We start from the raw sequence: 24,443 nt of genomic DNA, 5'->3' as shown, positions 1-24,443 counted from the left end.
TCTTGGGCCCGGTCCAAAGCACAATTCATAACCCGTTTGCGGCATCGCACAATATATAGGCAGAGGTTTTTTTTGGTTTTGCGCAGCAAAGCGCAGGCCGTCAGTCCTGTCGGCCGAGCGCCGGGAGGAACTGCAGAACAGCGCCGATCGCATAGAGGTAGATGCCGGTGACGACAAAGCCGATCATCACCCAGAAAGGGGTCTGGAAATGCAGCAGCAGCGCATAGCCGCCGAAGCCGCACCAGAGGAAGAAGACCGCGAGATTGAGCAGGCGCAACCGTTTCACGCGCACCGGATGCAGGAAATGGATCGGCAGGAAGGTGAGCACGACCGACACCGTCACCACGGTCAACGCGGTCACGGCATCCGCATCGATGACGAACAGCGTGAACACGACCATGTTCCACACAACCGGGAAACCGGAGAAGAAATACTCGTCCGTCTTCATGCCCATGTCGGCATAATAGATCGCGCTCGACACAACGATCATGCCCGCCGCGACGAAGGACCAGGGCTCGCCGATCATGCCGCTCTGGTAGAGTGCGAAGGCCGGCAGAAGAACGTAGGTGACGTAGTCGATGATGTTGTCCAGCGTGTCGCCGGACCAGTTCGGCAGCACTTCCTTGACGCGCACCTTGCGGGCGATCGGACCGTCGATCCCGTCGACGAGGAGTGCGAGCCCCAACCACCAGAACATGTCGACGAATCGACGCTCTGCGGCGGCGACGACGCCGAGAAAGGCCAGGAAGGAACCCGAGGCCGTCAGGATATGAACGGAAAAGGCGCGCATTTCCGCGTAAGGCACACGCCGATAATTGAAGATCTTCATGTCCCGATCGCGCCCCATTCGCAGCCTCGGCATTCGTATCGACCGAAACGGCGGTTTTTGCAACCGCCTCTTCGGTCGCCGAGCAATTTCGCCGCAACCATCGTGGCGATGGCTCAAGCCACCCCGCGCCAAATCGCCTTATGGATTTCGCCCGCCAACGGAACTAAATAGAGCCCAAACAGCATTGGGTGGTTGGCATGAAACATTTCGACATCGCGGTCATCGGCGGCGGCCTTGCAGGATCCATCGCGGCGATTGCCCTTGCGCGCGGCGGACGGCGCGTCGCCTTCGTCGCGCCACCGCTTCCCGGAACGGACCGTCGCACCACGGCCCTCATGGACCAGTCGATCCGAATGATGGAGCGGTTCGGTCTCTGGCAGGCGATCCAGCCTTCGGCGGCCGCTCTGTCGACCATGCAGATCATCGACGGCACGAACCGTCTGGTCCGCGCGCCTGTGGTACCGTTCCGCAGCGCGGAAATCGGGCTTGAGGCCTTCGGATACAATTTCCTCAACAGCGCCTTGAACGAAGCCCTGTCCATGGCCGTCAAAGCCGAGCCGAACATTACGGCCTTTCCCGCGCTTGCCAGCGAGATCACGATATCGGCAGAGCAGGTCTCGGTCGCGCTTGCCGACGGGCAAGAGATAGAGGCCGGCTTCGTTGTCGGCGCAGACGGGCGCAAGTCGTCGGTCCGGGAAAGCGCCGGCGTGGGCGTCAAGACCTGGTCCTATCCGCAGACTGCCGTCGTCCTCAATTTTTCCCACACCATACCGCATCGGAACACCTCCACCGAATTCCACGGGGAAAGCGGTCCCTTCACTCAAGTGCCCCTGCCCGGCCTGCGCTCAAGCCTCGTCTGGGTGGTAGAGCCGAAAGAGGCCGAGCGCCTTCTGGCGCTCACCACCGAGGAACTCTCCGCCGCGGTCGAAACCCGCATGCAGTCGATGCTTGGGAAGGTGACGGTCGAGGACGGCGTTCAGGCCTGGCCGCTCTCCGGCATGACCGCCGACCGATACGGCAAGGGCCGCGCCGCCTTCATCGGCGAAGCAGGCCATGCCTTTCCGCCCATCGGTGCCCAGGGCCTCAATCTCAGCCTACGGGACATTTCCACACTTGAGGAGATCCTGTGTGATCGCGAAGGCCGGCCGATCCCGGCCGACGCCGGCGACCGCTTCGACCGGATGAGGCGTGCCGACATCATCAGCCGCACCGCGAGCGTCGATCTCCTCAATCGCTCGCTGCTCTCCGATCTTCTGCCGGTCCAGATGCTGCGGGCCGCAGGCCTGCAACTGCTGTCCGCGGTTGCGCCGCTTCGCCATCTCGTCATGCAGGAGGGTGTTGCACCCGGCCGGGCGCTGAAATCCTTCCCCGGTTTCTTAAGGGAAAAGATCCGGCGGTAGGATACCGTTGGTGATCGCGTAGAGCAGGCCGGAAACCGACAGCACCGAAAGGACCGTGGTGATCAGGATCGTCGCCGAGGCGCGTTCCTGCCAGACGCCGTATTGCTGGCCGATGACGAACACATTGGTGGCCGTCGGCAGTGAGGCAAGCAACACCGCGGTATAGATCCACAGCGGATCGAAATTGCCGACGAACCCCAGCACGACATAGACCAGCACCGGATGGGCCACGAGCTTGATCGGCACGATATAGCCGATCTCCGCCGGGATCCGCTTCAACGGCCGGAGCGCCAGCGTGACACCCATGGCGAACAGCGCACAGGGCGCCGCGGCCTGGGCGAGATAGTCGATGAGACGCTGGAGGGCGACAGGCGGCTCGAAATGCAGTCCGGCAGCGAGGAACCCGACCGCAGTCGCGATGATGAACGGGTGATAGGCGATCTTCTTCAGCACATCGAGCGCGACGCGGCCGCGCGGCCGCTCGTCGCCGCCGGCAAAGGCCATCAGCGCCGGCGCGGCGATGAAGTGCGCGGCGTTTTCGAAGCAGAAAATCAGCGCCACCGGGACGGCGGCAGCCTCGCCGAAAGCGAGAAGCGCAAGCCCCGGCCCCATGTAGCCGATATTGCCGTAGGCACCGGCCAGCGCCTGGATCGTGCAGTCGGCGATCGAGTTCTTGCGAATGAGCCGGCCGATCAGGAAAACCACCAGGAAGATCGCATAAGTCGCCGCGAGCGCCGCCGCGATGAAATCGATGCGCGTCAGTTCCTCGATCGGTGTGCGGGAGACCAGCTTGAAGAACAGCGATGGCAGTGTGACGTAGATCACGAAGAAGTTGAGCCAGCCGAGCGCGCCCGCCGGCTGATGCGTGATACGCCCGGAAATATAGCCGATCAGGATCAGGCCGAAGAACGGCAGGACCAGAGCGATGATGTCTCCCAAACCGCCTCTCCTCGATCCGCGGGGCGGGTCGTATGCGACCCTTCGCCTTCGGGCTTAGCCGATTTGGGAGAGGATTGGAAAGGTCTGCTGGAACCAAATCGCCATGTCGGCGACGAAACCGAACATGAAGGCAAGGCCCGTGAGCACAAGGAGGCCGCCCATCACCTTCTCGACCAGTCCGAGATGGCGCCGGAAGCGTGCGAGGAAGCGCATGAAGGCCCCGGAAAAGGCGGCGGCGATCCAGAAGGGCACGGCAAGACCAAGCGAATAGACGGCAAGCAGCATGGCGCCGTCGCCCACCGTGTCACGCGAAGCCGCGACGCCTAGGATGGCGCCGAGCACCGGGCCGATGCAGGGCGTCCAGCCGAAGGCGAAGGCAAGACCCATGACATAGGCGCCCGACAGCGTCGCCGGCTTTCCGCCGCCGGAGATACGCACCTCGCGCGAGAGAAGACCGATACGGAAGACGCCGAGGAAATTCAGCCCCATCACGATGATGATCAGACCGCCGATCTTCGACAACAGGTCGAGATGCTGGCGCAGCAACGTGCCGATCGTGGAGGCGCCGGCGCCGAGCGCGACAAAAACGGTGGCAAATCCGAGCGTGAAGGCCAGCGCCGAGAGCATCACCGCCCGGCGGGCCCGATCGTCCTGCGTGGCGCCTGCCCCACCACCCCGGAACTGCTCGACCGAAATTCCCGCCATGTAGCAGAGGTAGGGCGGAACCAGCGGCAGAACGCAAGGCGACAGGAAGGACAGCGCCCCGGCGAGAAGCGCACTGATCAGGGAAATCTCGGCGATCGACACCAGTCTGCTCCTGTAACGGCGAATTGCCGCTTCTCTATCGCCTGCAAGCCATGCTTGCCAATCACCTTTCCGTAGCCTGCGACAAATGCGCAGACGCCGACATGCGGCACTGAATTTTTCGGTTGACCGGCCGAAGGCTCCTGCCTATGTAACGCTCACTTCCGCGGGGACCTCAACGTCCCGCCTGGGAGAGCGTAGCTCAGCCGGTAGAGCAACTGACTTTTAATCAGTAGGTCCAGGGTTCGAATCCCTGCGCTCTCACCATTTTCTCCCCTCACAACTGCGATTCGAGCGGCAGCAAACCGGTGACGACGGCGACGAACCGACGCCACAGACTGGCATCGGGATCATGATTGCCAACTTGGCTGCCATGCTCTTCCGTCCAGACGATCCGGCCCGATTCGAGGCCGAGCCGATAGCTGTGCTTCGGGTCCGTATGGGTGGCGAACTCCTGCTCGAGCGCCGACGCAAGTGGACGGTCGCGAAAGACCAGTCCCATCTCGGTATTGAGCGAAATCGATCGGGGATCGAAATTGAACGACCCGACAAACCCGGCGATGCCGTCGACCGTAAACGCCTTTGTATGAAGACTGGCACTGCTGGATCCGAATAACGAAAACCGGCGTGGCCCGCCATCGGGCCTGAGCTCGAAAAGGTGAACACCGGCCGCGAGAAGATCCGGTCGATAAGGGGCGTAAGCGCCATGCACTGCCGCAACGTCGGTGGCCGCGAGAGAATTGGTGAGGACCGAGACCGAAACGTGTCGCTCCGTCATGCCCTTCAACATCGCTATCCCTTCGTCTCCGGGGATGAAATACGGCGAAATCAGCTCCAACGTCTGCCTCGCCGACGCAATCGTCGGCAGTATGGCCGTGTCGAGCCACCCCTGCTGGCCGACGCCCAGGACCTTTTCCGGGGGATCCGAGATGATCTCAGCCTCGGCCGTCCAGTGAAAAGTAAATCGCTCCGCCGAGGCCCGGGCCGCAGCCTCGTCATCTTCGAGTTGGGAAAGATAGGCATCCGCTTGCCGGCTGTGCGCAAGACGATCAAGCCGGGTGCGCAGGCGCAACAGCCCCTCGCCACGGCCGTCCGCAAGGCTTGCCACCGGAAGGACTGCCGGGCTGTTCCAGAACCTGTCGAAGATCGACGCAGTCGACGTAACAACCGTGCCCAACATCAGGACGTCGAGGTCACGAAAATTGGCGTCACGCGCGGCGCCGAAATAGGCATCGCCGATATTGCGTCCTCCGACGATGGCCAACCGGCCGTCTGCAATCCACGCCTTGTTGTGCATCCGGCGCGTGACGGTGACGAAACGCAACAGCATCTCCGCGCCTCGTCCAAGCGCTCCCTCCCGGTTGATGGCCGGATTGAACAACCGAACCTCGATGCGGGGATGACTGTCGAGTGCGGCAAGCAGCGAATCGTCGCCACGAGTATTGATATCGTCGAGCAGTATCCGGACCCGCACACCACGATCGGCGGCCGCCAACACCTCCCGCGTCAGGAGGCCACCGGTCAGATCGTCGCGCCAGTAATAATACTGGAGGTCAAGGCTACGCCCCGCTGCGCGGGCAGCATGCGCCCTGGCCGCGAAGGCTCCAACATCTTCGGCGATCAGCGCAAGTCCGCTCTGATCGGGGCGATCGTCTGCCATCCGGCCGAAGACACGGTCGAGCGCCGTAACATCCGCGGCCGGTGGAATGGACTCTGAGGGACGTCCCCGGGCGTGCGCTGCAAATCGACCATAGGCATAGACGGATAGCCACGACACGACTGTAAGCAGGACGATGACGACAAGAAGGTATTTCGCGATCCGCAAGCGTGCATCTCCCCGTGATGTGGAACAACATCCCATGAACGCTGCTGGATGCCGACGGGTCCAGTGCACACTTGAAAGAGGCCGGACAATCGCCCCGGATCAGCGAATTCCCCTGAGCGCGGCCGACGGTGTCGCACGCGTGACCCGCCATGCCGGATAGAGCGCGGCAAGCGGCCCGATCAACAGAACCCAGAACAAAGCCTCACCCACGATCCCGACGCTGAGGAAGGGCTCGAGCAGGCCGGCCGAAATGCGCAACCACGAAACGAGATGCATGCCGGCGATCCCGAGGCCCACGCCGATCAGGCTGCCGATGATGCACATCATCAGTCCCTCGACCACGACCAGCATACGGATGCGCGCCGGTGTCCAGCCGATCGCAGCCAGAATGCCGAACTCCTGCCCACGCTCCGAAACCGACATCAGAAGCGTGTTGGCGACCAGGATCGACGAGGCGAGGATCATGATCAGCGAGACGGCGGAGGTGATCGCGTCCACGGTCTTCACGAAGTCCATGTTCTCCGCGAACTCGGCGCTGTCGCTCACTTCGATCGTCGGCGAGATGGCCGACAGCGCTGCCTTGATCGCCGCCGCCTTCTGCGGGTCAACGGGGCGTTCGAGCCGGATCTGCACCAACGACACGCTGGCGGGACGGCCCAGCAACGTTTGCAATCCTTTGAGTTTCGTGACCGCCACGTTCTGGTTGAACACGGAATCCGGTACGGAAATCCCGGTGATACGGTAAGGTTCGTACTGGATCTCGATCTCGTCGCCGACGGTCTTCCCCAGCGCCTCGGCGACTGTCTTGCCGAGCACGACGTCCCGATCGCCGAGCGGCGGCGTTCCCTGGTCGAGCCTGAGCGACCTCCATAGGAAGCTTCCTTCCGGCCAGCCCGTCACGAAGATGTTCGCCTCGTCGCCGACCTCGGTGATCGACAGCACGATGCCGGCGGCCTCCTCGACGCCCGCAACCGTGTCCAGCCTGGCGACCAGATCCTCTGAGATCGAGCTGCTGACAAGGCTGTAGGTGCCACGCTGGCTGGCGACATAGTCGCCGCCGACGTCACCCACGCCTTGGGCGTAGCTGTCCTGCAGCCCGCGGGTCAGCCCGGTGAGCGCGATGAAGCTGCCGACGGCAACCGCAATGCCGATGATCGTAAGTGTCGAGCGCAGTTTCTGCGAGACGAGGTTGCGGGCAGGAAGGGTAAGGATGTTCATGCGCTGATCTCCACGGCCAGCGGGCGGCGTGTATCCGAGACGATCTTGCCATCGACGAGTTCGACGCGCCGATCGCACCGCTCTGCTATGTCGCGGTCATGGGTGACGATCACCACCGTGATGCCGCCATCGCGATGGAGCTCTTCCAGCAGCTTGACGATCTCGCCGCTCGAACGACTGTCGAGGCTGCCGGTCGGCTCGTCGGCGACGATGAGTTCGGGCCGGTTGGCAAGGGCTCTGGCGATCGCCACCCTCTGCCGCTCGCCGCCGGAAAGCTGCAGCGGATGCTGGTTGCTTCGGCCGGAAAGCCCCAACCGCTCAAGCAGGTCTTCGACGCGATCGCGGCGTGCCTTCGCCGATACGCCCTGCCACAGCATTGCGAGCTCGATGTTCTCCGCGACCGTCAGGGACGGGATCAGGTAGAAGGACTGGAAGACGAAACCGACGCGTTCGGACCGCAGCCTGGCCCAGGCCGCCCTGCCCCTGACCGCCGAGCCGTCGAACAGCACGTCGCCGGTGCTCGGTTCTTCGAGCCCGCAGAGCACGTCGAGCAGCGTCGACTTGCCGCTGCCGCTCGGCCCTGTGATCCCGATATAGTCGCCTCGGTCGACCGAGAAGGATACATCATCGAGAGCTATGATGCGGCCATTGTCATAGGTGCGCCGGCAATTACGGATTTCGATCAGTCGGGACATTCGGGAAATCTCAGTTCTGGCGATCAAGCTCGGTGCGCAGGCTCGCGGTCAGCGCGGCCAGCGATCCTCCGAGCGCCTTGAGGCGGGGAGCATAGTCGTCACGGCGGGCGACGGTCAGCGACGCGCCGTTTCCGGCGATGTCGAAGAGACAGAAGGAACCGCCGCAGGGCCGCATCTTCCAGTCAAGCCGCCGGGCACTGCCGTCGCGCCGGATCTGCGAGGAAAGCACCACCACGTCCGTTGATCCGATCGCCTTGGCACCGGAAATGCGCAGACGGTCGTCCGGGCGGATGCGCCGGCCGAGCTCGACGGCCATCACGTCACGTAGCACGAGGCGAAACTCGCGCCGCTCCGCCTCGCCGGCAGTTTCCCATGCTTTTCCGGCGACCTTACGGGCAATGTCGCCAAGGTCGAGATAGCGCTCGAGCAAACCGGCGAGCCGTGACCGAGGGGCGCCCGCAGATGCGACCGTAGCCGCGTGGATCTTCTCCACAGCGGCAATCGCACCGTCCACGTTGGCGGCAATGGCGGGCTGGAAACCGAGAAAGAGCGAGCTGCAAAGGGCAGCAAGAACAAAGAAACGACCGCAGGAGGAAACGATGCCCTTTGGTCCGCAGAAAAATGGTCTGAAATACATGGATGCCCCAGAAGACCTTCCGCCGGATGGATACGGAAACGCCTTCTCACCGCAAGTCCCAAAAACGTCCGGCACCCCACCCGCCGATGCGCTTGACATAATATGTGCGGGGCCCCTAATTCGCAAAGGAAAAGGAAGGCCGTTGTTATTTTGCCTTAGGTCAAGACGTCTCGGCGCCATCTAATACTTTGGTTTGAAACCGGCCGAGGCCGACCCGGATCAGGCATGACTGACAACTGGACTGCGCCGATCACGGGTGCCTATTGCGAGCGGACGGGGCCGGAGTTCTGGGGCGAGCCGCTGAATTCGGCATCCAGCCTGCTTGTAGTCATCGTCAGCATCACGGCCCTCGTCTATGTCCTGCGCAAGCGCCGCGTGGCGCCGGGTATCCTCGCCCTCATGGCCATGGCGGTCGCGATCGGCATCGGCTCCTTCCTCTGGCACACGTTCGCGACTCGTTGGGCAGAACTTGCCGACGTGCTGCCGATCTGGGGTTTCGTCGCGGTCTACGGCAGTGCAATGATCTTCAGTTCCGTCCGCGCGCCCGTCGGACCCATCGTCGCATTGGCTTTCGGCGCCGTCGTCTTCCTGACTGGCGTAGCCTTGTCGATGAGCGAGACGCACATGCTGGGAGACACGGTCAGCGGCTCGACGCAATATTTGCCCGCACTGTTTGTCGTGATCGCCACAGGCCGGCTGCTCTGGCGCGAACGCCATCCGTCGATCCGCCTGATCGGGCTCTCGGTCGCCCTCTTCTGTCTTTCCTTCGTTTTCCGCAGTCTCGACATGCCGCTTTGCGACGTCGTCCCCATGGGCACGCACTTCCTGTGGCACGTCACCAATTGCCTGGCCTTCGCGGCGCTCCTGACGGCACTCGTGCGGTACCCTGGGTCGACGGCCATCGACCACGACACAGGTCTAGAGGCGCCAAGCGAAGGCCGATGAGCCTTCGTCCCGGCATTACCAAGATTTAACTTCGCTCAAAGCGCTTGCTGTGGGAAACAGGTCCAAGCGCAATCCTGCTGGTGGAGAAGGGTCCGCGCCAAAGAGCCCGATGGTCAGGATTTGACACGGGTCAATAACAACGCCTCGGTTTCGGTCGATACAAGACGAAACCGATGATCGAAGATGGACACGACATGACCAGCGACGCCGACAAGTCAACGTCAACTGAAACGAATGAACTCTCGAAGCTTCTTGCGTCCTCCCGCAAGAGCGACGGACGTTCCCGCTGGATATGGCGCCTCGGTGCCGCGGGCCTGGTTCTCGTCGCCGGCTATGCCTATTGGCTCTATTCGAGCCAGACGACGGCCTACACCTATTCCACTTCGGCGGCCAAGAAGGGCGCCCTCACGGTCATCGTCACCGCAACCGGCTCGGTCGAACCGACCGTTCAGGTCGACGTGTCCAGCGAACAGTCAGGCACTATCCGCGAAGTGCTGGTCGACTACAACAGTTCCGTGAAGAAGGGCGAGGTCGTCGCCCGGCTCGACACCGCGAAACTGGAAGCCACGGTCAAGAGCGCTGAGGCGAGCCTGCTCTCCGCCAAGGCGAGTGTCGCAAAGGCGGAAGCCGACATGCAGTCGGCCAAGGCCAGTTACGACCGTCTGAAGTCGCTGGTCAGCAGCCGGGTTTCGACCCAGCAGGAGATGGAGGCGGCCGGCTACACCTACGAGGCCTCCGCCGCAACCAAGCAGAGCGCCGAGGCCAATGTGCTTTCCGCCGAGGCCGAGTTGGAACAGGCCCGGCTGAACCTCACCAAGGCGACGATCCAGTCGCCGATCGACGGCATTGTGCTCTCGCGCGACGTCGATCCGGGCGCGACGGTCGCGGCTTCGCTCGAAGCGCCGACTCTCTTCAAGATTGCCGGTGACCTTCGGCAAATGGAACTTCAGGTCGACATTGATGAAGCCGATGTCGGTCAGGTCGCCGTCGGCCAGAAGGCGACCTTCACCGTCGATGCCTTTGCCGACAAACGGTTTCCGGCGGAAATCACGACCGTTCGCTATGCCTCTGAGACCGTCAACGACGTCGTGACCTACATGGGCATCCTGACGGTGCAGAATGACCAGCTTCTGCTGCGCCCCGGCATGACCGCCACCGCCGACATCGTCGTCCAGTCGATCGATGGCGCCCTTCTCATCCCGAACACCGCATTGCGCTACACGCCGCCGGAAAGCCTGACCCAGAAGAGCTCCGGCAGTGGCATGTTCAGCCTCTTCCGTCCGCCCCGCATGGGCTCCATCAGCGCGCCCGAGCCGGTGGGCAGCGAGCGCACGGTCTGGCTGATGCGCAACAACGTGCCGACGGCGGTCAACATCGAGATCGGCGCCAGCGACGGCCAGAACACGGTCGTCACCAAGGGGGACATTGCCGAGGGCGATCTGCTGATCACCGACGCCGCCGAAAAGAAGGGCTGACCCTGATGTCCGGCCCTCCACTCATCGAGTTCCAGCAGGTCTCCAAGGTCTATGGCCGTGGCGAGGCCACGATCCGCGCCCTCGACCGCGTCGATCTCACCATCGAGAAGAATGAATTCGTAGCCATCATGGGACCGTCCGGCTCTGGCAAGTCGACGGCAATGAACATTCTCGGTTGCCTCGACGTGCCGAGCTCCGGCGAATACCTGTTCCAGGGTATCCGCACCTCCGAACTCGATCGCAGCCAGCACACCATGCTGAGGCGTCACATGCTCGGTTTCGTCTTCCAGGGGTTCAACCTGCTCGCGCGCACCTCGGCAATCGAAAACGTCGAACTGCCGCTCGTCTATCGAGGCATGGAAGCGCGGGAACGACGCCGGCTTGCGGCCATCGCGCTCGAACAGGTCGGCCTGAAAGGACGCGAACACCATACGACGCAGGAACTTTCCGGTGGCCAGCAGCAGCGCGTTGCGATCGCCCGCGCAATCGTTACCAGCCCAGCCGTCCTGCTCGCCGACGAACCCACCGGCAACCTCGACACCAAGACCAGCAAGGAGATCATGGAACTCATTACGGGCCTCAATCGGGATCACGGCATCACCGTGATTATGGTCACCCATGAAGACGATATCGCAGCCTATGCCAAGCGTAACCTGCGTTTCGTCGACGGCCATCTGAGTTCCGACAGCCTGAACGGAAAGGCTCCAGCCGATGTTCTTTGAAACCGTCAAACTCGCGCTGCGGGCCATCAGCCGCAACATGCTGCGCTCCTTCCTCACCGTGCTGGGGGTCGTCATCGGCGTTGCGGCCGTCATCGCCATGGTGACGATCGGCAATGGCACCACCGCCCAGGTGACCGCCGAGATCTCCAAGCTCGGCACCAACCTCCTCTTCGTCCGCCCCGGTCAGTTTGGCCCCGGTCGCGCCAGCACCGAGGCCAAGAAGTTCACGGAACGCGATGTTCAGGCGATCACCGAGCAGATTTCCGGCCTGAGGGCGGTGGCAGGCCTCAACCAGTCGAGCCAGGTGGTGATCTATGGTGGCGAAAACCACCAGACGACCGTCATGGGCACGACCGGTGATTATTTCATCGCCCAGGATTGGACGATCGCCAGCGGCCGGACTTTCCTGGTTTCCGAGGAGCGCGGCGGTCAGGCCGTCTGCGTCATCGGCGAAACGGTGCGCAAGGAGCTCTTCGGCTCGACCCCGGCACTGGAACAGAACATCCGCGTCGGCAGCGTCTCCTGCCAGGTGATCGGCACGCTCGGCAAGAAGGGCCAGAGCGGCATGGGCAATGACCAGGACGACATGGTGGTGATGCCGCTCAAGGTCTTCCAGCGCCGCATCGGTGGCTCCTCTGACGTGTCCAGCATGATCCTGTCAGCCGAGGACGGCGTATCGACGAGCAAGATCCAGGCGAACGTCGAACGACTGCTGCGAGAGCGCCGCAAGATCATCGCCGGACGCGAGGACGATTTCTCTGTCAACGACATGACGCAGATGGCCTCAACGCTGACCGGCACCACCACGCTGATGACCGGTCTTCTCGGCGCCGTCGCCGCCGTCAGCCTGCTCGTCGGCGGTATCGGCATCATGAACATCATGCTCGTGTCGGTCACCGAGCGCACCCGCGAGATCGGCATCCGTCTGGCGATCGGTGCGCTGGAAAAGCAGGTTCTCACCCAGTTTCTCGTCGAGGCGGTGACGCTCTCGCTGGCCGGCGGCATCATCGGCATTCTGCTGGGTCTCGGACTCGCCTATTCGGCAGTGAGCTATATGAGCGTACCCTTCGTCACCAGTCCCTCGGTGATCGTGCTGGCCTTTGCCTTCTCCGCAGCGATCGGCATGGTCTTCGGCTACTTCCCGGCCCGCCGGGCGGCCCAGCTCAACCCGATCGAGGCGCTGCGCCACGAATGAAGGAGAGGCGGCGGCCAATGGTCGCCCCTCCGTCCTCCCGCAATGGTCTTCCGCGTTTTCCACCACAAATTGCATTGATATATCACTCCGCCTTGCCATCGCGGATGCGACATGCCAAATTGAGATATATCAGCGGAGGGCAGAATGAGCACGATTACCGACTCGCAAAGTCACCTCGCCTACCTCGCGCTCGAAAGCCTTATCGTCACATTGAAACTGAAACCGGGCGCACTGGTGAACGAACGGCAGTTGATCGAGCTTTCGGGCTATGGCCGCACCCCGGTTCGCGAAGCAATCCAGAAGCTGGCCTGGCAGGGTCTCGTCGTCGTTCGCCCGCGCGTCGGCCTTCAGATTGCCGAGATCGAGGATGCCGACCACCGGTCGATCATGGCAGTTCGGCTGAAGCTCGAACCGCTTCTCGCACGTCTTGCGGCCGAAAACGCCGATAACGGCCAACGCGCCGCCCTGCTTGACTGTGCCACGGCAATGACGACGTCGGCGGCCGCCGGTGATTTCGCGGCCTTCCTGGCCGCCGACAAGCGGTTCGACGAAACCATCGAGGAGGCCTGCAGCAACCGCTTCCTCATCGCGGCGGTGGCACCGCTTCAGTCCCATTCCCGTCGCATGTGGTATGCGCGCGCAACGGCCGGAAAGATGGATCGCTCGGTCGCTCTGCATGTCGCGGTGATCCGCGCCATCCAGCAGGGCAAGGGCGATGAGGCGGAAACCGCCATGACGGCCTTGATCGGCTATCTCAGCGAGGCGTGAAGCCCCGACAGCAAACGCCCGCGAAAACAAAAAAACGCCCGATCAACGATCGGGCGTTCCTGTTTCCGCTGATCTCTGACCGTCAGCCGACGAAGGCGCGTTCGATGACGAATTCCGCCGGTTTGTTGTTGGCGCCTTCGTTGAGGCCCGCCTTTTCCAGCAGGGCCTTGGTGTCCTTGAGCATGGCCGACGAACCGCAGATCATGCCGCGATCGACCGCCGGATCGAGCGCCGGAACACCGAGATCGCTGTAGAGCTTGCCGTTCTCCATGAGGTCGGTGATCCGGCCCTTGAAAGGATAGTCTTCGCGGGTAACCGTCGCATAGTGCTTCAGCTTGTCACCGACGATTTCGGCGAGGAACTCATGGTTCTTGATCTCTTCGACGAGATCGAAACCGTATTGCAGTTCCGCAACCTCACGGCAGGTATGGGTGAGGATGACCTCTTCGAACTTTTCGTAAGTTTCCGGATCGCGGATGAGGCTGGCAAACGGCGCGATGCCGGTACCGGTCGAGAACATGTAGAGGCGCTTGCCGGGCGTCAGCGCATCGAGCACGAGCGTCCCGGTCGGCTTCTTGCGCATCAGAACCTTGTCACCGGGCTTGATCTTCTGCAGGTGCTGCGTCAGCGGACCGTCCGGCACCTTGATCGAGAAGAACTCGAGTTCCTCGTCCCAGGCCGGGCTCGCGATCGAATAGGCACGGTAGACCGGCTTGCCCTCGACCATGAGGCCGATCATCGCGAACTCGCCGGAGCGGAAACGGAAGCCGGCCGGGCGGGTCATGCGGAAGCGGAACAGGCGATCGGTGTAGTGAGTGACGTCGAGCACAGTTTCGGCATAGACGCCTTCCGGTACGATCAGTTCCGCATTATCGGTTTTGACAGGAGCATTCATGCGTCTTGTGTTCCTATGGTCGCCAGAGAGGTTTGGCTCGCAGGCCTATACCGCAACTTTGAGGCCGGAAAAAGCGGACAATTCGCCACCTTCGGCGTTTCGCCCCGCTCATCGGATGCCTGAAATGGCATCCGCCTTCCTTGACCTCCATCAAGTCGACGGAGATTACATATTATTCTGGCGATGTATTATGCGCCCTGACCGCCGATGCGCCGCCAACTGAAACCGCCGGCCGCGGCGGATGCCTTGGCGCTCGGCTGGTAGCGCTGGGCAATTCCCGGCAGACGTCCGTCGGCGAGCCGCGCAAGGGCGACCGGGTTCGTCACCGCAAAGCTCGTGAAGCCGGTCCGCAGCATCAGCGGCACCTGGTCGATCAGCACGTCGCCGACGGCACGGAGATCTCCCTGATAACCGAGACGATCGCGGACAAGCGACGCATGGCTGAAGCCGCGCCCGTCGTTGAAGGCAGGGAAGTTGACGGCGATCAGCGCGATGCGATCGATATGGGGCGCAAGCTTCGTCACGTCGTCGGCGGGCTGGACGAGAACGCCGAAACCGCTCTCGTTGCTCTGCTCGACCGCGGCGAGAAAACCGTCGAGAGCGACGACGGCCCGCTCGCCCTCGCCCGCCTTGCGGTCTTCGGTCTCGATGACCCAGGCGTCGTTGTCGACGAAGCCGGACTGGTTCCAGATTTTGGTCATTTCATCTCTTCCTTAGGCCGCTTCCGCCGCCTGGCCGTAAAGGGCATCCTTGAAGGGCTTCGGGCCGACCCGACGATAGGCATGGAGGAAGGTCTCCTTCGGGTCCAGGCGCAGGCCGAGATAGGTATCGACGATCGTTTCGATCGCATCGGTGACCCGATCCGGCTCGAAGCCGCGGCCGATGATCTCGCCGATCGAGGTGTTCTCGTCGCCGGAACCGCCGAGCGTGATCTGATAGAGCTCCGCCCCCTTCTTTTCCACCCCCAGAAGGCCGATATGGCCGACATGGTGGTGGCCGCAGGCATTGATGCAGCCGGAAATCTTGATCTTCAGCTCGCCGATCTCGGCCTGGCGTTCCGGCGAACCGAAACGGGTCGAAATCTCCTGAGCGACCGGGATGGAACGGGCATTGGCAAGCGCGCAATAGTCGAGGCCCGGGCATGCGATGATGTCGGTGATCAGGCCCGCATTGGCGGTGGCGAGGCCCGAAGCCTCGAGCGCCTGGTAGACGGCGTAGAGATCACCGAGCGCCACGTGCGGCAGGATCAGGTTTTGCTCGTGGCTGACGCGGATCTCGTCGAAGGCCAGCCGCTCGGCAATGTCGGCGACGACGTCCATCTGCGCGTCACTGGCATCGCCCGGCGTGCCGCCGATCGGCTTCAGCGAGATGGTCACCATGCCGTAGTCAGGATGGGTGTGCGGCTGGACGTTCTGCGAGGCCCAGGCGGCAAAGGTCGCATCCGCCTTCTTGGCGCGGGCGAGCGCTTCCCAGCCCTCCGGCCGTTCCGGCAGCACGGGCGGGGCGAAATAGGCCTCGATCGCACGGATGTCCGCTTCCGGCAGCTTCAGCTCGCCGTCGCGGATATGGTCGAATTCGGCTTCGACCTGACGCGTCAGTTCCTCGACGCCGGTCTCGTGCACGAGGATCTTGATGCGGGCCTTGTACTTGTTGTCGCGGCGGCCATGCAGGTTATAGACGCGAACGATCGCCGTCACATAGGTCAGGAGATCGGCTTCCGGCAGGAAGTCGCGGATCAGCTTGGCAACCAGCGGCGTGCGGCCCTGCCCTCCCCCGACATAGACCGCAAAGCCGAGTTCGCCGGCGTCGTTCTTCTTCAGGTGCAGACCGATGTCGTGGACCTGGATCGCGGCGCGATCCCGCGGGGCCCCGGTCACCGCGATCTTGAACTTGCGCGGCAGGAACGAGAATTCCGGATGGACCGACGACCACTGGCGCAGAATTTCCGCATAGGGCCGCGGGTCGGCGACCTCGTCGGCGGCGGCGCCGGCGAAATGATCGGCCGTGACATTGCGGATGCAGTTGCCCGACGTCTGGATCGCATGCATCTCGACGCTGGCCAGATCCGCCAGGATATCCGGCGTGTCGGAAAGCTTCGGCCAGTTGTACTGGATGTTCTGGCGTGTGGTGAAATGGCCATAGCCGCGGTCGTAGCGGCGCGCGACATGGGCGAGCATGCGCATCTGCTTGGCGTTCAGCGTGCCATAGGGGATCGCGACGCGCAGCATGTAGGCATGCAACTGCAGATAGACGCCGTTCATCAGGCGCAGCGGACGGAACGCGTCCTCGGCGATCTCTCCGGCAAGACGGCGGTTGACCTGGTCCCGAAACTGCTCGACGCGAGCGGAGACGAAGGCGTGGTCGAATTCATCGTAGCGGTACATGGAATTCCTCAGGCGGCAATGAAGTCAGGATCGGCGAAACCGTGGCCGTCCGCATAGGCGATGGTCGGTCCTTCGGCGCGGATGCGCTCGCGAAGGCGAAGCGGACGCAACTTGCCGTCCTTTTCCTCGACCTCGATAACGTTGACATCGAGAACGATGTTGCTGGCAAAGGCCTTGCGGCCTGCTTCTTCGAGCGCGGCGACCGCTTCGGCGTGGCGGGCGACAAATGCCTCCTGCAGCTTTTCGGTCCACTGGCCGTTGGCGTCGAGCCAAACGGCAATGCCGTCACCCAGACGATTTGCGGTCAATACATTTTCTGCCATGTCATGTCCTCTCGAAAGGGGCAAGGCTGGCGATCTTGCCGCGCAGCGGTTCGGAACGGGCGAAGTTGCCGCCTGCGACGGCATCACCGATGATCACCATCACCGGGCCCTTGAGTTCATTGCGGGTCTCAAGCGCCGGCAGCTCCTCGAGCGTGCCGTGCAGGAGCCGGCTGTCGCTGCGGCCGGCATTCTCGACGACGGCGACCGTGGTGTCCTCGGCCAGACCGGCATCCATCAGCCGTGTTGCGACAGAGGCCGCGACGCTGCGGCCCATGTAGACGGCAACCGTCGCGCCGGAAAGGGCAAGCCGCGCCCAGTCGGGCAGCGTTTCGCCGTGAAGGTCGTGGCCGGTGGTGAAAACCAGAGACGAGGCAACGCCGCGCAGCGTGAGCGGCAGCTCGAAATCGGCGGCAGCCGCCAGTGCGGAGGTGATGCCCGGCACAACCTCGTAAGCGATGCCCGCCTCGCGCAGCGCTGCCATTTCCTCGGCGGCGCGGCCGAACACCAGCGGGTCGCCGGATTTGAGGCGAACGACGCGCTTGCCCTCGCGTCCGAGTTCGACGAGCAGATGGTTGATCTCGTCCTGCGACTTTGAATGGCAGCCCTTGCGCTTGCCGACCGGGATACGGGTCGCATCACGGCGTCCCATGTCGATCACGGCCTGCGGTACGAGCGCGTCATGGACAATCACATCTGCTTCCATCAGCAGGCGATGGGCGCGGAGCGTAAGCAGATCCTCCGCCCCCGGTCCGGCGCCGACCAGGAAGACCCGACCGACGGAACCGCTGGTACGAGTGACCTTGAGGAGCCGGGTCGCGTGGCGACGCGCCGCGCTCTCGTCGCCAGCCTCGACGGCATCTGCCACGTCGCCCTTGAAGAAGGCCCGCCAGAACAGGCGGCGCACGACACCGCGTGGCAGCAGGCTGTCCACTGCGGAACGGTAGGCATTGGCGAGCCGTGCAAGACGGCCAAGCGACTTCGGAAGCAGTCGGTCAATGTCGCCACGGATCATCTGCGCGAGCACCGGACCGGCACCCTCCGTGCCGATCGCAACGGCGATCGGGGCACGATTGACCAGTGCCGGCGTGTAAAAATCGCAAAAATCCGGCTGGTCGACGGCATTGGCCGGGACGCGATGCGCCCGTGCTGCCGTCACGATCGTCCGATCCAGTTCCGCGTCACCGGTCGCCGCAAAGACGAGGACGGCGTCCTCGACCTGGTGCGCGGCAAAGCTGCGGGCAATCGTCTCGACACCGTGCACGGCCAGAAAGGCGGCATAGTCGGCATCCGGCGCATCCGTATAGGCGACGATCCGGGCTTCGGTGTTGCGCAGCAGGCGCACCTTGGCGAACGCTTCCGGTCCGTTGCCGAAAACGGCGGCAACGGCATTCGAGACCTTGAAGAAGGCCGGAAAGACCGAAAGTTGCTGTTCGCTCGCGCCCATGCGTGATTCCACTATTCCGAGGAGTGCCGCACTATCCTCTTTAGTCGCAAACGTTTGAAGAAACAGAAATCCGTAGCGGCCTCACCATGGATATTTCTTTGCTAGCCACAAGGCCAAACAGAGCAAATATCACCGTCCGGCACCAACCGCCCGTTTCGCGCTGCAAAAGCGTCGGGATAACCGCATCACCGGCATGTTTTGCCTTTCCGCTCGCAACGGCCAGACGCTAGGATTGCGGACCACCTCTGAAGGAGACCGACTTTGAACAGCCCTCTGCTGACGCGACGCCTGCTTGACGTCATCGAACACGACATCCTGCCGCTTACCGAGACGGGAGTGGCCGCAGGCAACAAGGTTTTCGGGGCGGCGATCCTGAGGAAGTCCGATCTGTCGCTGGTGCTTGCCGAGACCAACAACGAACTGGAAAACCCGTTGTGGCACGGCGAGGTCCACACGCTGAAGCGCTTCTACGAGCTTGGTGAACATCCTCCCACGAAGGACCTGATCTTCCTCTCGACCCACGAGCCCTGCACCATGTGCATGTCCGCGATCACCTGGGCCGGCTTCGACAATTTCTACTATTTCTTCAGCCACCAGGACAGCCGCGACGCCTTCGCCATCCCGCACGATCTGAAGATCCTGAAAGAGGTCTTCGGGCTGGAGCCAGGCGGCTACCGCAAGTCGAATGCCTTCTGGAATGCGTTTGCCATCGCGGATCTGGTCGCGGTCAGCGACGAGCAGGAAACGCTCGATGCGCAGTCGCGCCGCATCCGCGCCGTCTATGACAGGCTCTCGGGGCAGTACCAGTACGGCAAGTCCGACAACGACATTCCCCTCAACTGACGGGCCACGACAGGATCTCCGCATGCAGCCCTCAAAGGACATCTCGCGCCTTCTCGAAATCATGGCGTCCCTGCGTAATCCGGAAACCGGTTGCCCCTGGGACATCGTCCAGACCTTCGAGACCATCAAGCCCTATACCATCGAGGAGGCCTATGAGGTCGCCGACGCGATCGAACGCAACGATCCCGACGACCTCTGCGACGAACTCGGCGATCTTCTCCTCCAGGTGGTCTTCCATGCCCGCATCGCCGAGGAAGCAAGGCTTTTCGCTTTCGGCGACGTGGTCGAGGCGATCACCGCCAAGATGATCCGCCGCCATCCGCATGTCTTTGCGGTGTCGGACGCCTCGACGCCCGAGGCAGTCAAGCTCCAGTGGGACGAGATCAAGCGGCTTGAAAAGCAGGAGCGGACAGAGCGCCGTGCGGCACGCGCTGCCGCTGTGGGTCAATCCACACCCGACGATCCGAAGGTCGGCCTCCTGGGCAGCGTCCAGCGCTCGTTTCCGGCGCTGACCGAAGCGCTGAAGCTCCAGGAACAGGCGGCCAAGGTCGGCTTCGACTGGGCGGAAGCGGCTCCGATCCTCGACAAGATCGAGGAGGAGATCGCCGAACTGCGCGAGGCGCTCGCCGCCCGGCAACCGGATAAGGTCAAGGACGAACTTGGCGACCTGATCTTCGCCCTCGTCAATATCGGTCGCCATGTCGGCGCCGAACCGGAACAGGCATTGCGCGGCACGAACAGCAAATTCCGACGCCGTTTCAGATACATAGAGACATCTCTGGAGAGGAACGGCGAGGCGCTCCAGACGGCCGGGCTGGAACGAATGGAGGCTCTTTGGCAGGAAGCCAAGAAGGACGAAGGATAAGGGCTCAGACCCCGCCCGTCGTTCGCCCTAGATCGGCGGCCGGCAACGGTTTGGCGAGCAGGTAGCCCTGCCCGTATTCCACCCCGAGAGCCCGCAGCGCCGTGAGTTGCGCCTCCGTCTCGATGCCTTCGGCGACAATTCGGCAGGATACATGACACCCGAAGGCGACGATCGCCGCGGCGAGCGCCTGACGCACCGGATCGGTCTCGATGGCACGCGTCAGGCTGATATCGAGCTTGATGATATCCGGTCGGATGCTGAGAACATGCCGAAGGCTTGCATATCCGGAGCCGGCATCGTCCACGGCAATCCGCACGCCCCGCGCCCGGACCCTCGCAAGAGCCCGGAACAGGCCTTCATAGTCCTCGACATGTTCGTGCTCGGTGAGTTCCAGCACGATCCGATCGAGCGGATACCCCTCCAGAACGGCCGCCAGATCGCCGCCGACGATAATCTTCGGGGAAATGTTGAGCGCAAGGTACCGGTCCTCCTGCGAAACGGCGAAGAAGTCGCGGAGCGCATTTCGTATTGCCGCGAACTCCAGCTCGCTACGCATGCCGGCCGCATCCGCATCGGCAAACCAGCGGTCGGGAGACTGGTGCGGCGAGCCGGCGAAACGCGCCAGAGCCTCCGCGCCCACCACCACCATGTCATCCAACCTGATGATCGGTTGGTAGATCATGTGCGGCCCGCCTGCCGTCAGCACGGCGGCGAGCCGCGACCTGAGGCTCTCCTGGACCTTCTGCGAAGTGACCTTCGCCTCGACCTGAGCCGCCACCATGTCGGCCACGGCGCGCATCGTCTGCAGGTCCCTGACGCTCAGCGAGGTATCCGGCCACGAACTGAAGCAACAGAACGTGCCGTAGACGGTACCGTCGCTCAGGCGAATCGGGACGCTCATGTGCGAGCCGATCGGCAGTAGCGCGGTCTCCGGGATATCGAGTGCGGCAGGAACGAGTGAGGTGTCGGGAATGAGTTCGGGAAGTTCGCCGGCTACCACCTTGCGGCAATAGCCCTCTTCCATCGATAGCCTGTGCCCGGCGAGGAACGGCGGCTCGGCGAGACTGGTGTCGACGTGACGGAAGACGCGCTCTTCACCCAGGAACTCCGAGACGAAGCCTATCTCCATGCCCAGATGCTGTCGCACAGCCTTGAGCGCGCTTTCGACCTCCTCGTCGTAACGCAGCTTCTCAGGCTCCCCTCCGCGCCAGCCCAGCGCGCCCACCAGAACGGATTCCTGTTGCATCAACCTCTCCGTGCAGTTGGAGAAATATAGATGCACAAATCACTTTTTTTGGCAAAGGCGTTGCTTGGGGAATTCGCACCACAAACGAAAATTGCAAAAATATACCTGAGCAACTGCAATTGAACGCTGTACTGCGCCGTTGACAACCGGGTTTTGGTACGGAAATGCCGAACGTCAATCGCCGATCGCCACCAGATTGCGATGCACATACCGAATCACGTCAACGGGAGCCCCTGGCAAAGTCGCGGAAAGATTCTCGAAGCAAATGCATGGCCGGAGGGCCGTCGGTCACGAACCGGGCGACTTTTCACACAGATTACGCCAACCTGACTGGCTTATCGTTCCCAGTCTTCCTTGTCCCGCGGCTTGCCGCCGCCGAGCTTGCGTTCGAGCTCAATCGCCTGGCGATCGGTCAGGCGCAGGTCGAGGCTGACGGAACCGTCCTCGTGATCCTCGCGCCCGTCGACGACGGCATTCTGATAGGCCCAGGACACAATCGCCTGCTTGTCGGCCGGGATCGTGATCGTCGCTTCGGTCAGGACACCGGAAAGTCGCTCCGAAATCACGTCGAGCAGCCTGTCGACGCCTTCGCCCGTGATGGCCGAGACGGTCAGCACGTTTTCGCGCGTCGCTGCCTTCTGCAGGAGCGCATCATGCGTCTCGCTCTCCAACCGGTCGATCTTGTTCCATACCTCGATGATGCGCTCGGACTTTTCCTTGTCGTCGATGCCGAGGTCGGACAGGATGCGCAGCACATCGGCGGACTGGGCGGCGTTGTCCGGATCGGACATGTCGCGCACATGCAGGATCAGATCGGCTTCGAGAACCTCTTCGAGCGTGGCGCGGAACGCCGCGACCAGATGCGTCGGCAGATCGGAAATGAAACCGACCGTGTCGGACAGGATCACGGTCCGGCCGTGCGGAAGCTTCATCCGCCGCAGCGTCGGATCGAGGGTGGCGAACAGCATGTCTTCGGCCAGAACGCCGGCACCGGTGATCCGGTTGAACAGCGTCGACTTGCCGGCATTGGTATAGCCGACCAGTGCCACGATCGGATGCGGCACCTTGCGGCGCTTGGCGCGATGCAGCTGGCGGGTGCGCACCACCTGCTCCAGCTCACGCTCGAGCTTTACGATACGATCCTGCAGCAGCCGACGGTCAGCTTCGATCTGGGTTTCACCCGGACCGCCCATGAAGCCGCCACCGCCGCGCTGGCGCTCAAGGTGGGTCCAACTGCGAACGAGCCGACCCTTCTGATAGTTGAGATGGGCGAGATCGACCTGCAGCGTGCCTTCCTTGGTGGAGGCCCGGCGGCCGAAGATCTCCAGGATCAGGCCGGTGCGGTCGATGACCTTCGCATTCCATGCCTTCTCGAGATTGCGCTGCTGGACGGGCGTCAGCGGGTGGTCGACGATGACCAGACCGGCATCGTGCTCTTCCAGCTTCTCGGTAATCTCGGCGATCTTGCCGGTGCCGAGCAAGGTTGCCGGACGCGGCTGGTTCACCGGCACGATCAGCCCCTCGGCCACGGTCAAGTCGATTGCCCGGGCAAGGCCAATGGCCTCTTCGAGCCGGCTTTCGTTGGAACGGGTAACCGCGGCGACCACATTGTCGGTCGTGGCGGACGGCGCGTTGCGCAGCTGCTTCAGAACCGGAACGATGACCAATGCACGCATGTCATCCCGGGGCTTTTCGTCCTCCGGGATGATCGAATCGTTTTTCGTGTCTCGCGTGGTTATGGCTTCAATCCTGCGACGAAGAGGCTTCTTCGCTTTCGAACATCTGCATCGGCTGACCCGGCATTATGGTCGAGATGGCGTGTTTGTAGACGAGCTGCGAGTGCCCGTCGCGGCGCAACAGAACGCAGAAATTGTCGAAGGACGTAACAACGCCCGTCAGCTTGACACCGTTGATCAGGAAGATCGTCAGCGAAATCTTCTGCTTGCGAACGGTGTTGAGAAAAAGATCCTGCAGGTTCTGAGAACGTTCCGCCATGGCGCCGCTTCTTTCTTTTTTGCCGACAGATTGGTCGGTGTAATTATTGTTCAAGCTTATCAAACAGCTAAGGCTTTGTCCCTTGCAAGCCTTTCACCGTGAAGTTGGTATCAAATCGCCGTCTTTTCCGCAATCTCGAAAAAGGCGCTCCGAATTTTCTCGGAGAACGTGCCCGGATGGCCGTTTCCGATCGTCTTTCCATCAATTTCCACGATCGGGAAGCAGATGCTTGTCGCGGCGGTAATGAATACCTCGCGCGCCCCCAGCATTTCCTCCCGCGAAAACTCCCGCTCGACGACCGGTATCGAAAGCGCCCTCGCCACGTCCATCAGCCCGGTTCGCGTAATGCCGCGCAAGATACCGTGTTCTGCCGGTCGTGTCACCAACTGTCCGTCTGCATCCACCATCCAGACATTGGTCGCGGCCCCTTCGGTCACCATGCCCCGTGCGTCGACATAGATCGCCTCCTGGGCACCGGCTTCCTTGGCCGCCTGGCGTGCCATGACATTCGGCAGAAGACCCACGGTCTTGATGTCGACGCGATCCCAGCGGTTGTCGGGCAGCGTGATGGCCTTGAGGCCGTTGGCGTTCTTGGCCGCGATCACCTTGGGATCCGTGCTCTTGGCGGTGATCACCAGTGACGGCGCGGTCTCGGCGTTCGGAAAGACATGATCGCGCCGCGCCACGCCGCGTGTCACCTGCATGTAGAACAGGCCGTTGCGCACATGGTTACGCCGCGCCACCTCGCGGATCACCTGCACGAGAGCTGCCCTCGACATCGGGGGTGAGATGCGGATTTCCGAGAGCGAACGGTCCAGCCTGTCGAGATGCCGGGTCAGGTCGACGATCACGCCATGGCGGATCTCGCAGACTTCGTAGACGCCGTCGGCAAACTGGTAGCCGCGATCCTCGATATGGACGCCGGCCGCATCGTGCGGCAGGTAGCGACCGTTGACATAGGCAATTCTCGGCATCGGAAACCCTTGCTGGCGAATT

At 62.6% G+C, this 24,443-nt stretch carries 24 protein-coding genes and 1 tRNA gene; 9 read left to right on the top strand and 16 right to left on the bottom strand.

Annotated features, from left to right (window positions below; genetic code table 11):
* Positions 1–100: 100 nt before the first annotated feature.
* Positions 101–829, bottom strand: coding sequence for a phosphatidylcholine synthase (gene pcsA, locus HHL25_RS05105; protein ID WP_169587893.1), 729 nt, complete (start codon positions 827–829; stop codon positions 101–103).
* Positions 830–1,026: 197 nt separating this feature from the next.
* On the opposite strand from pcsA, the gene HHL25_RS05100 reads away from it, so the two are divergent.
* Positions 1,027–2,229 carry a UbiH/UbiF family hydroxylase gene (locus HHL25_RS05100; RefSeq protein WP_169587891.1) on the top strand — a complete coding sequence of 401 codons (1,203 nt, stop codon included), beginning with the start codon at positions 1,027–1,029 and terminating at the stop codon, positions 2,227–2,229.
* Here the strand turns inward: HHL25_RS05100 and HHL25_RS05095 are convergent.
* A complete protein-coding gene (locus tag HHL25_RS05095; RefSeq protein WP_169587889.1) occupies positions 2,206–3,168 on the bottom strand; it encodes an AEC family transporter in 963 nt (320 codons plus the stop codon). The genes HHL25_RS05100 and HHL25_RS05095 overlap by 24 nt on opposite strands.
* 54 nt (positions 3,169–3,222) lie before the next feature.
* Positions 3,223–3,975 (bottom strand): cytochrome c biogenesis CcdA family protein, encoded by a 753-nt coding sequence (locus tag HHL25_RS05090; RefSeq protein ID WP_169587887.1) that lies wholly within the window; start codon positions 3,973–3,975, stop codon positions 3,223–3,225.
* 188 nt (positions 3,976–4,163) lie between these two features.
* On the opposite strand from HHL25_RS05090, the gene HHL25_RS05085 reads away from it, so the two are divergent.
* Positions 4,164–4,239 (top strand) — tRNA-Lys (locus HHL25_RS05085).
* A 10-nt stretch (positions 4,240–4,249) separates the two neighbouring features.
* Here HHL25_RS05085 and HHL25_RS05080 read toward each other — a convergent pair.
* The 4 genes from HHL25_RS05080 to HHL25_RS05065 form a co-directional block, all read right to left on the bottom strand.
* A complete protein-coding gene (locus HHL25_RS05080; RefSeq protein ID WP_169589587.1) occupies positions 4,250–5,833 on the bottom strand; it encodes a phospholipase D family protein in 1,584 nt (527 codons plus the stop codon).
* Positions 5,834–5,896: 63 nt separating this feature from the next.
* Positions 5,897–7,015: an ABC transporter permease gene (locus HHL25_RS05075; RefSeq protein ID WP_169587885.1), complete on the bottom strand. Its 1,119-nt coding sequence runs from the start codon at positions 7,013–7,015 to the stop codon at positions 5,897–5,899.
* Positions 7,012–7,710, bottom strand: a complete 699-nt coding sequence (locus tag HHL25_RS05070) for an ABC transporter ATP-binding protein (protein WP_169587884.1) — start codon at positions 7,708–7,710, stop codon at positions 7,012–7,014. The genes HHL25_RS05075 and HHL25_RS05070 overlap by 4 nt, the downstream gene beginning before the upstream one ends.
* A gap of 10 nt (positions 7,711–7,720) precedes the next feature.
* Positions 7,721–8,347, bottom strand: coding sequence for a Tgt2/MlaC family protein (locus tag HHL25_RS05065; RefSeq protein ID WP_169587882.1), 627 nt, complete (start codon positions 8,345–8,347; stop codon positions 7,721–7,723).
* 225 nt (positions 8,348–8,572) lie between these two features.
* On the opposite strand from HHL25_RS05065, the gene HHL25_RS05060 reads away from it, so the two are divergent.
* From HHL25_RS05060 to HHL25_RS05040, 5 genes are all read left to right on the top strand, one after another.
* On the top strand, positions 8,573–9,292 hold the full coding sequence (locus tag HHL25_RS05060; RefSeq protein WP_169587880.1) for a ceramidase domain-containing protein: 720 nt from the start codon (positions 8,573–8,575) through the stop codon (positions 9,290–9,292).
* Positions 9,293–9,465: 173 nt separating this feature from the next.
* Positions 9,466–10,767 carry an efflux RND transporter periplasmic adaptor subunit gene (locus HHL25_RS05055; protein WP_246701687.1) on the top strand — a complete coding sequence of 434 codons (1,302 nt, stop codon included), beginning with the start codon at positions 9,466–9,468 and terminating at the stop codon, positions 10,765–10,767.
* Between the two features lie 5 nt (positions 10,768–10,772).
* Positions 10,773–11,489: an ABC transporter ATP-binding protein gene (locus HHL25_RS05050; RefSeq protein ID WP_169587878.1), complete on the top strand. Its 717-nt coding sequence runs from the start codon at positions 10,773–10,775 to the stop codon at positions 11,487–11,489.
* Positions 11,479–12,684, top strand: a complete 1,206-nt coding sequence (locus HHL25_RS05045) for an ABC transporter permease (RefSeq protein WP_169587876.1) — start codon at positions 11,479–11,481, stop codon at positions 12,682–12,684. The genes HHL25_RS05050 and HHL25_RS05045 overlap by 11 nt, the downstream gene beginning before the upstream one ends.
* Before the next feature lie 153 nt (positions 12,685–12,837).
* On the top strand, positions 12,838–13,452 hold the full coding sequence (locus HHL25_RS05040) for a GntR family transcriptional regulator (protein WP_169589583.1): 615 nt from the start codon (positions 12,838–12,840) through the stop codon (positions 13,450–13,452).
* 82 nt (positions 13,453–13,534) lie between these two features.
* On the opposite strand, the gene HHL25_RS05035 is transcribed toward HHL25_RS05040, so the two are convergent.
* The 5 genes from HHL25_RS05035 to cysG form a co-directional block, all read right to left on the bottom strand.
* A complete protein-coding gene (locus HHL25_RS05035; protein ID WP_169587874.1) occupies positions 13,535–14,347 on the bottom strand; it encodes a ferredoxin--NADP reductase in 813 nt (270 codons plus the stop codon).
* 188 nt (positions 14,348–14,535) lie between these two features.
* The gene (locus HHL25_RS05030; RefSeq protein ID WP_169587872.1) at positions 14,536–15,048 is read right to left on the bottom strand and encodes a DUF934 domain-containing protein; all 513 of its coding nucleotides are present in this window, start codon (positions 15,046–15,048) and stop codon (positions 14,536–14,538) included.
* Positions 15,049–15,060: 12 nt separating this feature from the next.
* A complete protein-coding gene (locus HHL25_RS05025) occupies positions 15,061–16,731 on the bottom strand; it encodes a nitrite/sulfite reductase (RefSeq protein WP_169587870.1) in 1,671 nt (556 codons plus the stop codon).
* A gap of 8 nt (positions 16,732–16,739) precedes the next feature.
* Positions 16,740–17,054 carry a DUF2849 domain-containing protein gene (locus HHL25_RS05020; RefSeq protein ID WP_169587868.1) on the bottom strand — a complete coding sequence of 105 codons (315 nt, stop codon included), beginning with the start codon at positions 17,052–17,054 and terminating at the stop codon, positions 16,740–16,742.
* Position 17,055: 1 nt separating this feature from the next.
* Positions 17,056–18,498: a siroheme synthase CysG gene (gene cysG / locus HHL25_RS05015; protein ID WP_169587866.1), complete on the bottom strand. Its 1,443-nt coding sequence runs from the start codon at positions 18,496–18,498 to the stop codon at positions 17,056–17,058.
* A gap of 261 nt (positions 18,499–18,759) precedes the next feature.
* On the opposite strand from cysG, the gene HHL25_RS05010 reads away from it, so the two are divergent.
* Positions 18,760–19,341: a deaminase gene (locus HHL25_RS05010; protein ID WP_169587864.1), complete on the top strand. Its 582-nt coding sequence runs from the start codon at positions 18,760–18,762 to the stop codon at positions 19,339–19,341.
* A 22-nt stretch (positions 19,342–19,363) separates the two neighbouring features.
* Positions 19,364–20,206 carry a nucleoside triphosphate pyrophosphohydrolase gene (mazG, locus tag HHL25_RS05005; RefSeq protein WP_169587862.1) on the top strand — a complete coding sequence of 281 codons (843 nt, stop codon included), beginning with the start codon at positions 19,364–19,366 and terminating at the stop codon, positions 20,204–20,206.
* Between the two features lie 4 nt (positions 20,207–20,210).
* On the opposite strand, the gene HHL25_RS05000 is transcribed toward mazG, so the two are convergent.
* The 4 genes from HHL25_RS05000 to HHL25_RS04985 form a co-directional block, all read right to left on the bottom strand.
* Positions 20,211–21,452, bottom strand: coding sequence for a sensor domain-containing phosphodiesterase (locus tag HHL25_RS05000; protein ID WP_169587860.1), 1,242 nt, complete (start codon positions 21,450–21,452; stop codon positions 20,211–20,213).
* Positions 21,453–21,787: 335 nt separating this feature from the next.
* Positions 21,788–23,200, bottom strand: a complete 1,413-nt coding sequence (gene hflX / locus HHL25_RS04995) for a GTPase HflX (RefSeq protein WP_315853049.1) — start codon at positions 23,198–23,200, stop codon at positions 21,788–21,790.
* Complete coding sequence (gene hfq / locus HHL25_RS04990) at positions 23,196–23,447, bottom strand: RNA chaperone Hfq (RefSeq protein WP_169587849.1); 252 nt, start codon at positions 23,445–23,447, stop codon at positions 23,196–23,198. Before hfq ends, hflX begins: the two co-directional genes overlap by 5 nt.
* Positions 23,448–23,557: 110 nt before the next feature.
* A complete protein-coding gene (locus HHL25_RS04985) occupies positions 23,558–24,421 on the bottom strand; it encodes a D-amino-acid transaminase (RefSeq protein ID WP_169587847.1) in 864 nt (287 codons plus the stop codon).
* Positions 24,422–24,443: the final 22 nt, after the last annotated feature.

The sequence above is a fragment of the Rhizobium terricola genome (genome assembly GCF_012927355.1).
Taxonomy (GTDB): Bacteria; Pseudomonadota; Alphaproteobacteria; order Rhizobiales; family Rhizobiaceae; genus Allorhizobium; species Allorhizobium terricola.
The sequence above is the reverse complement of the archived record's forward strand: the minus strand, read 5'-3'. Positions and strand labels throughout refer to the sequence as shown.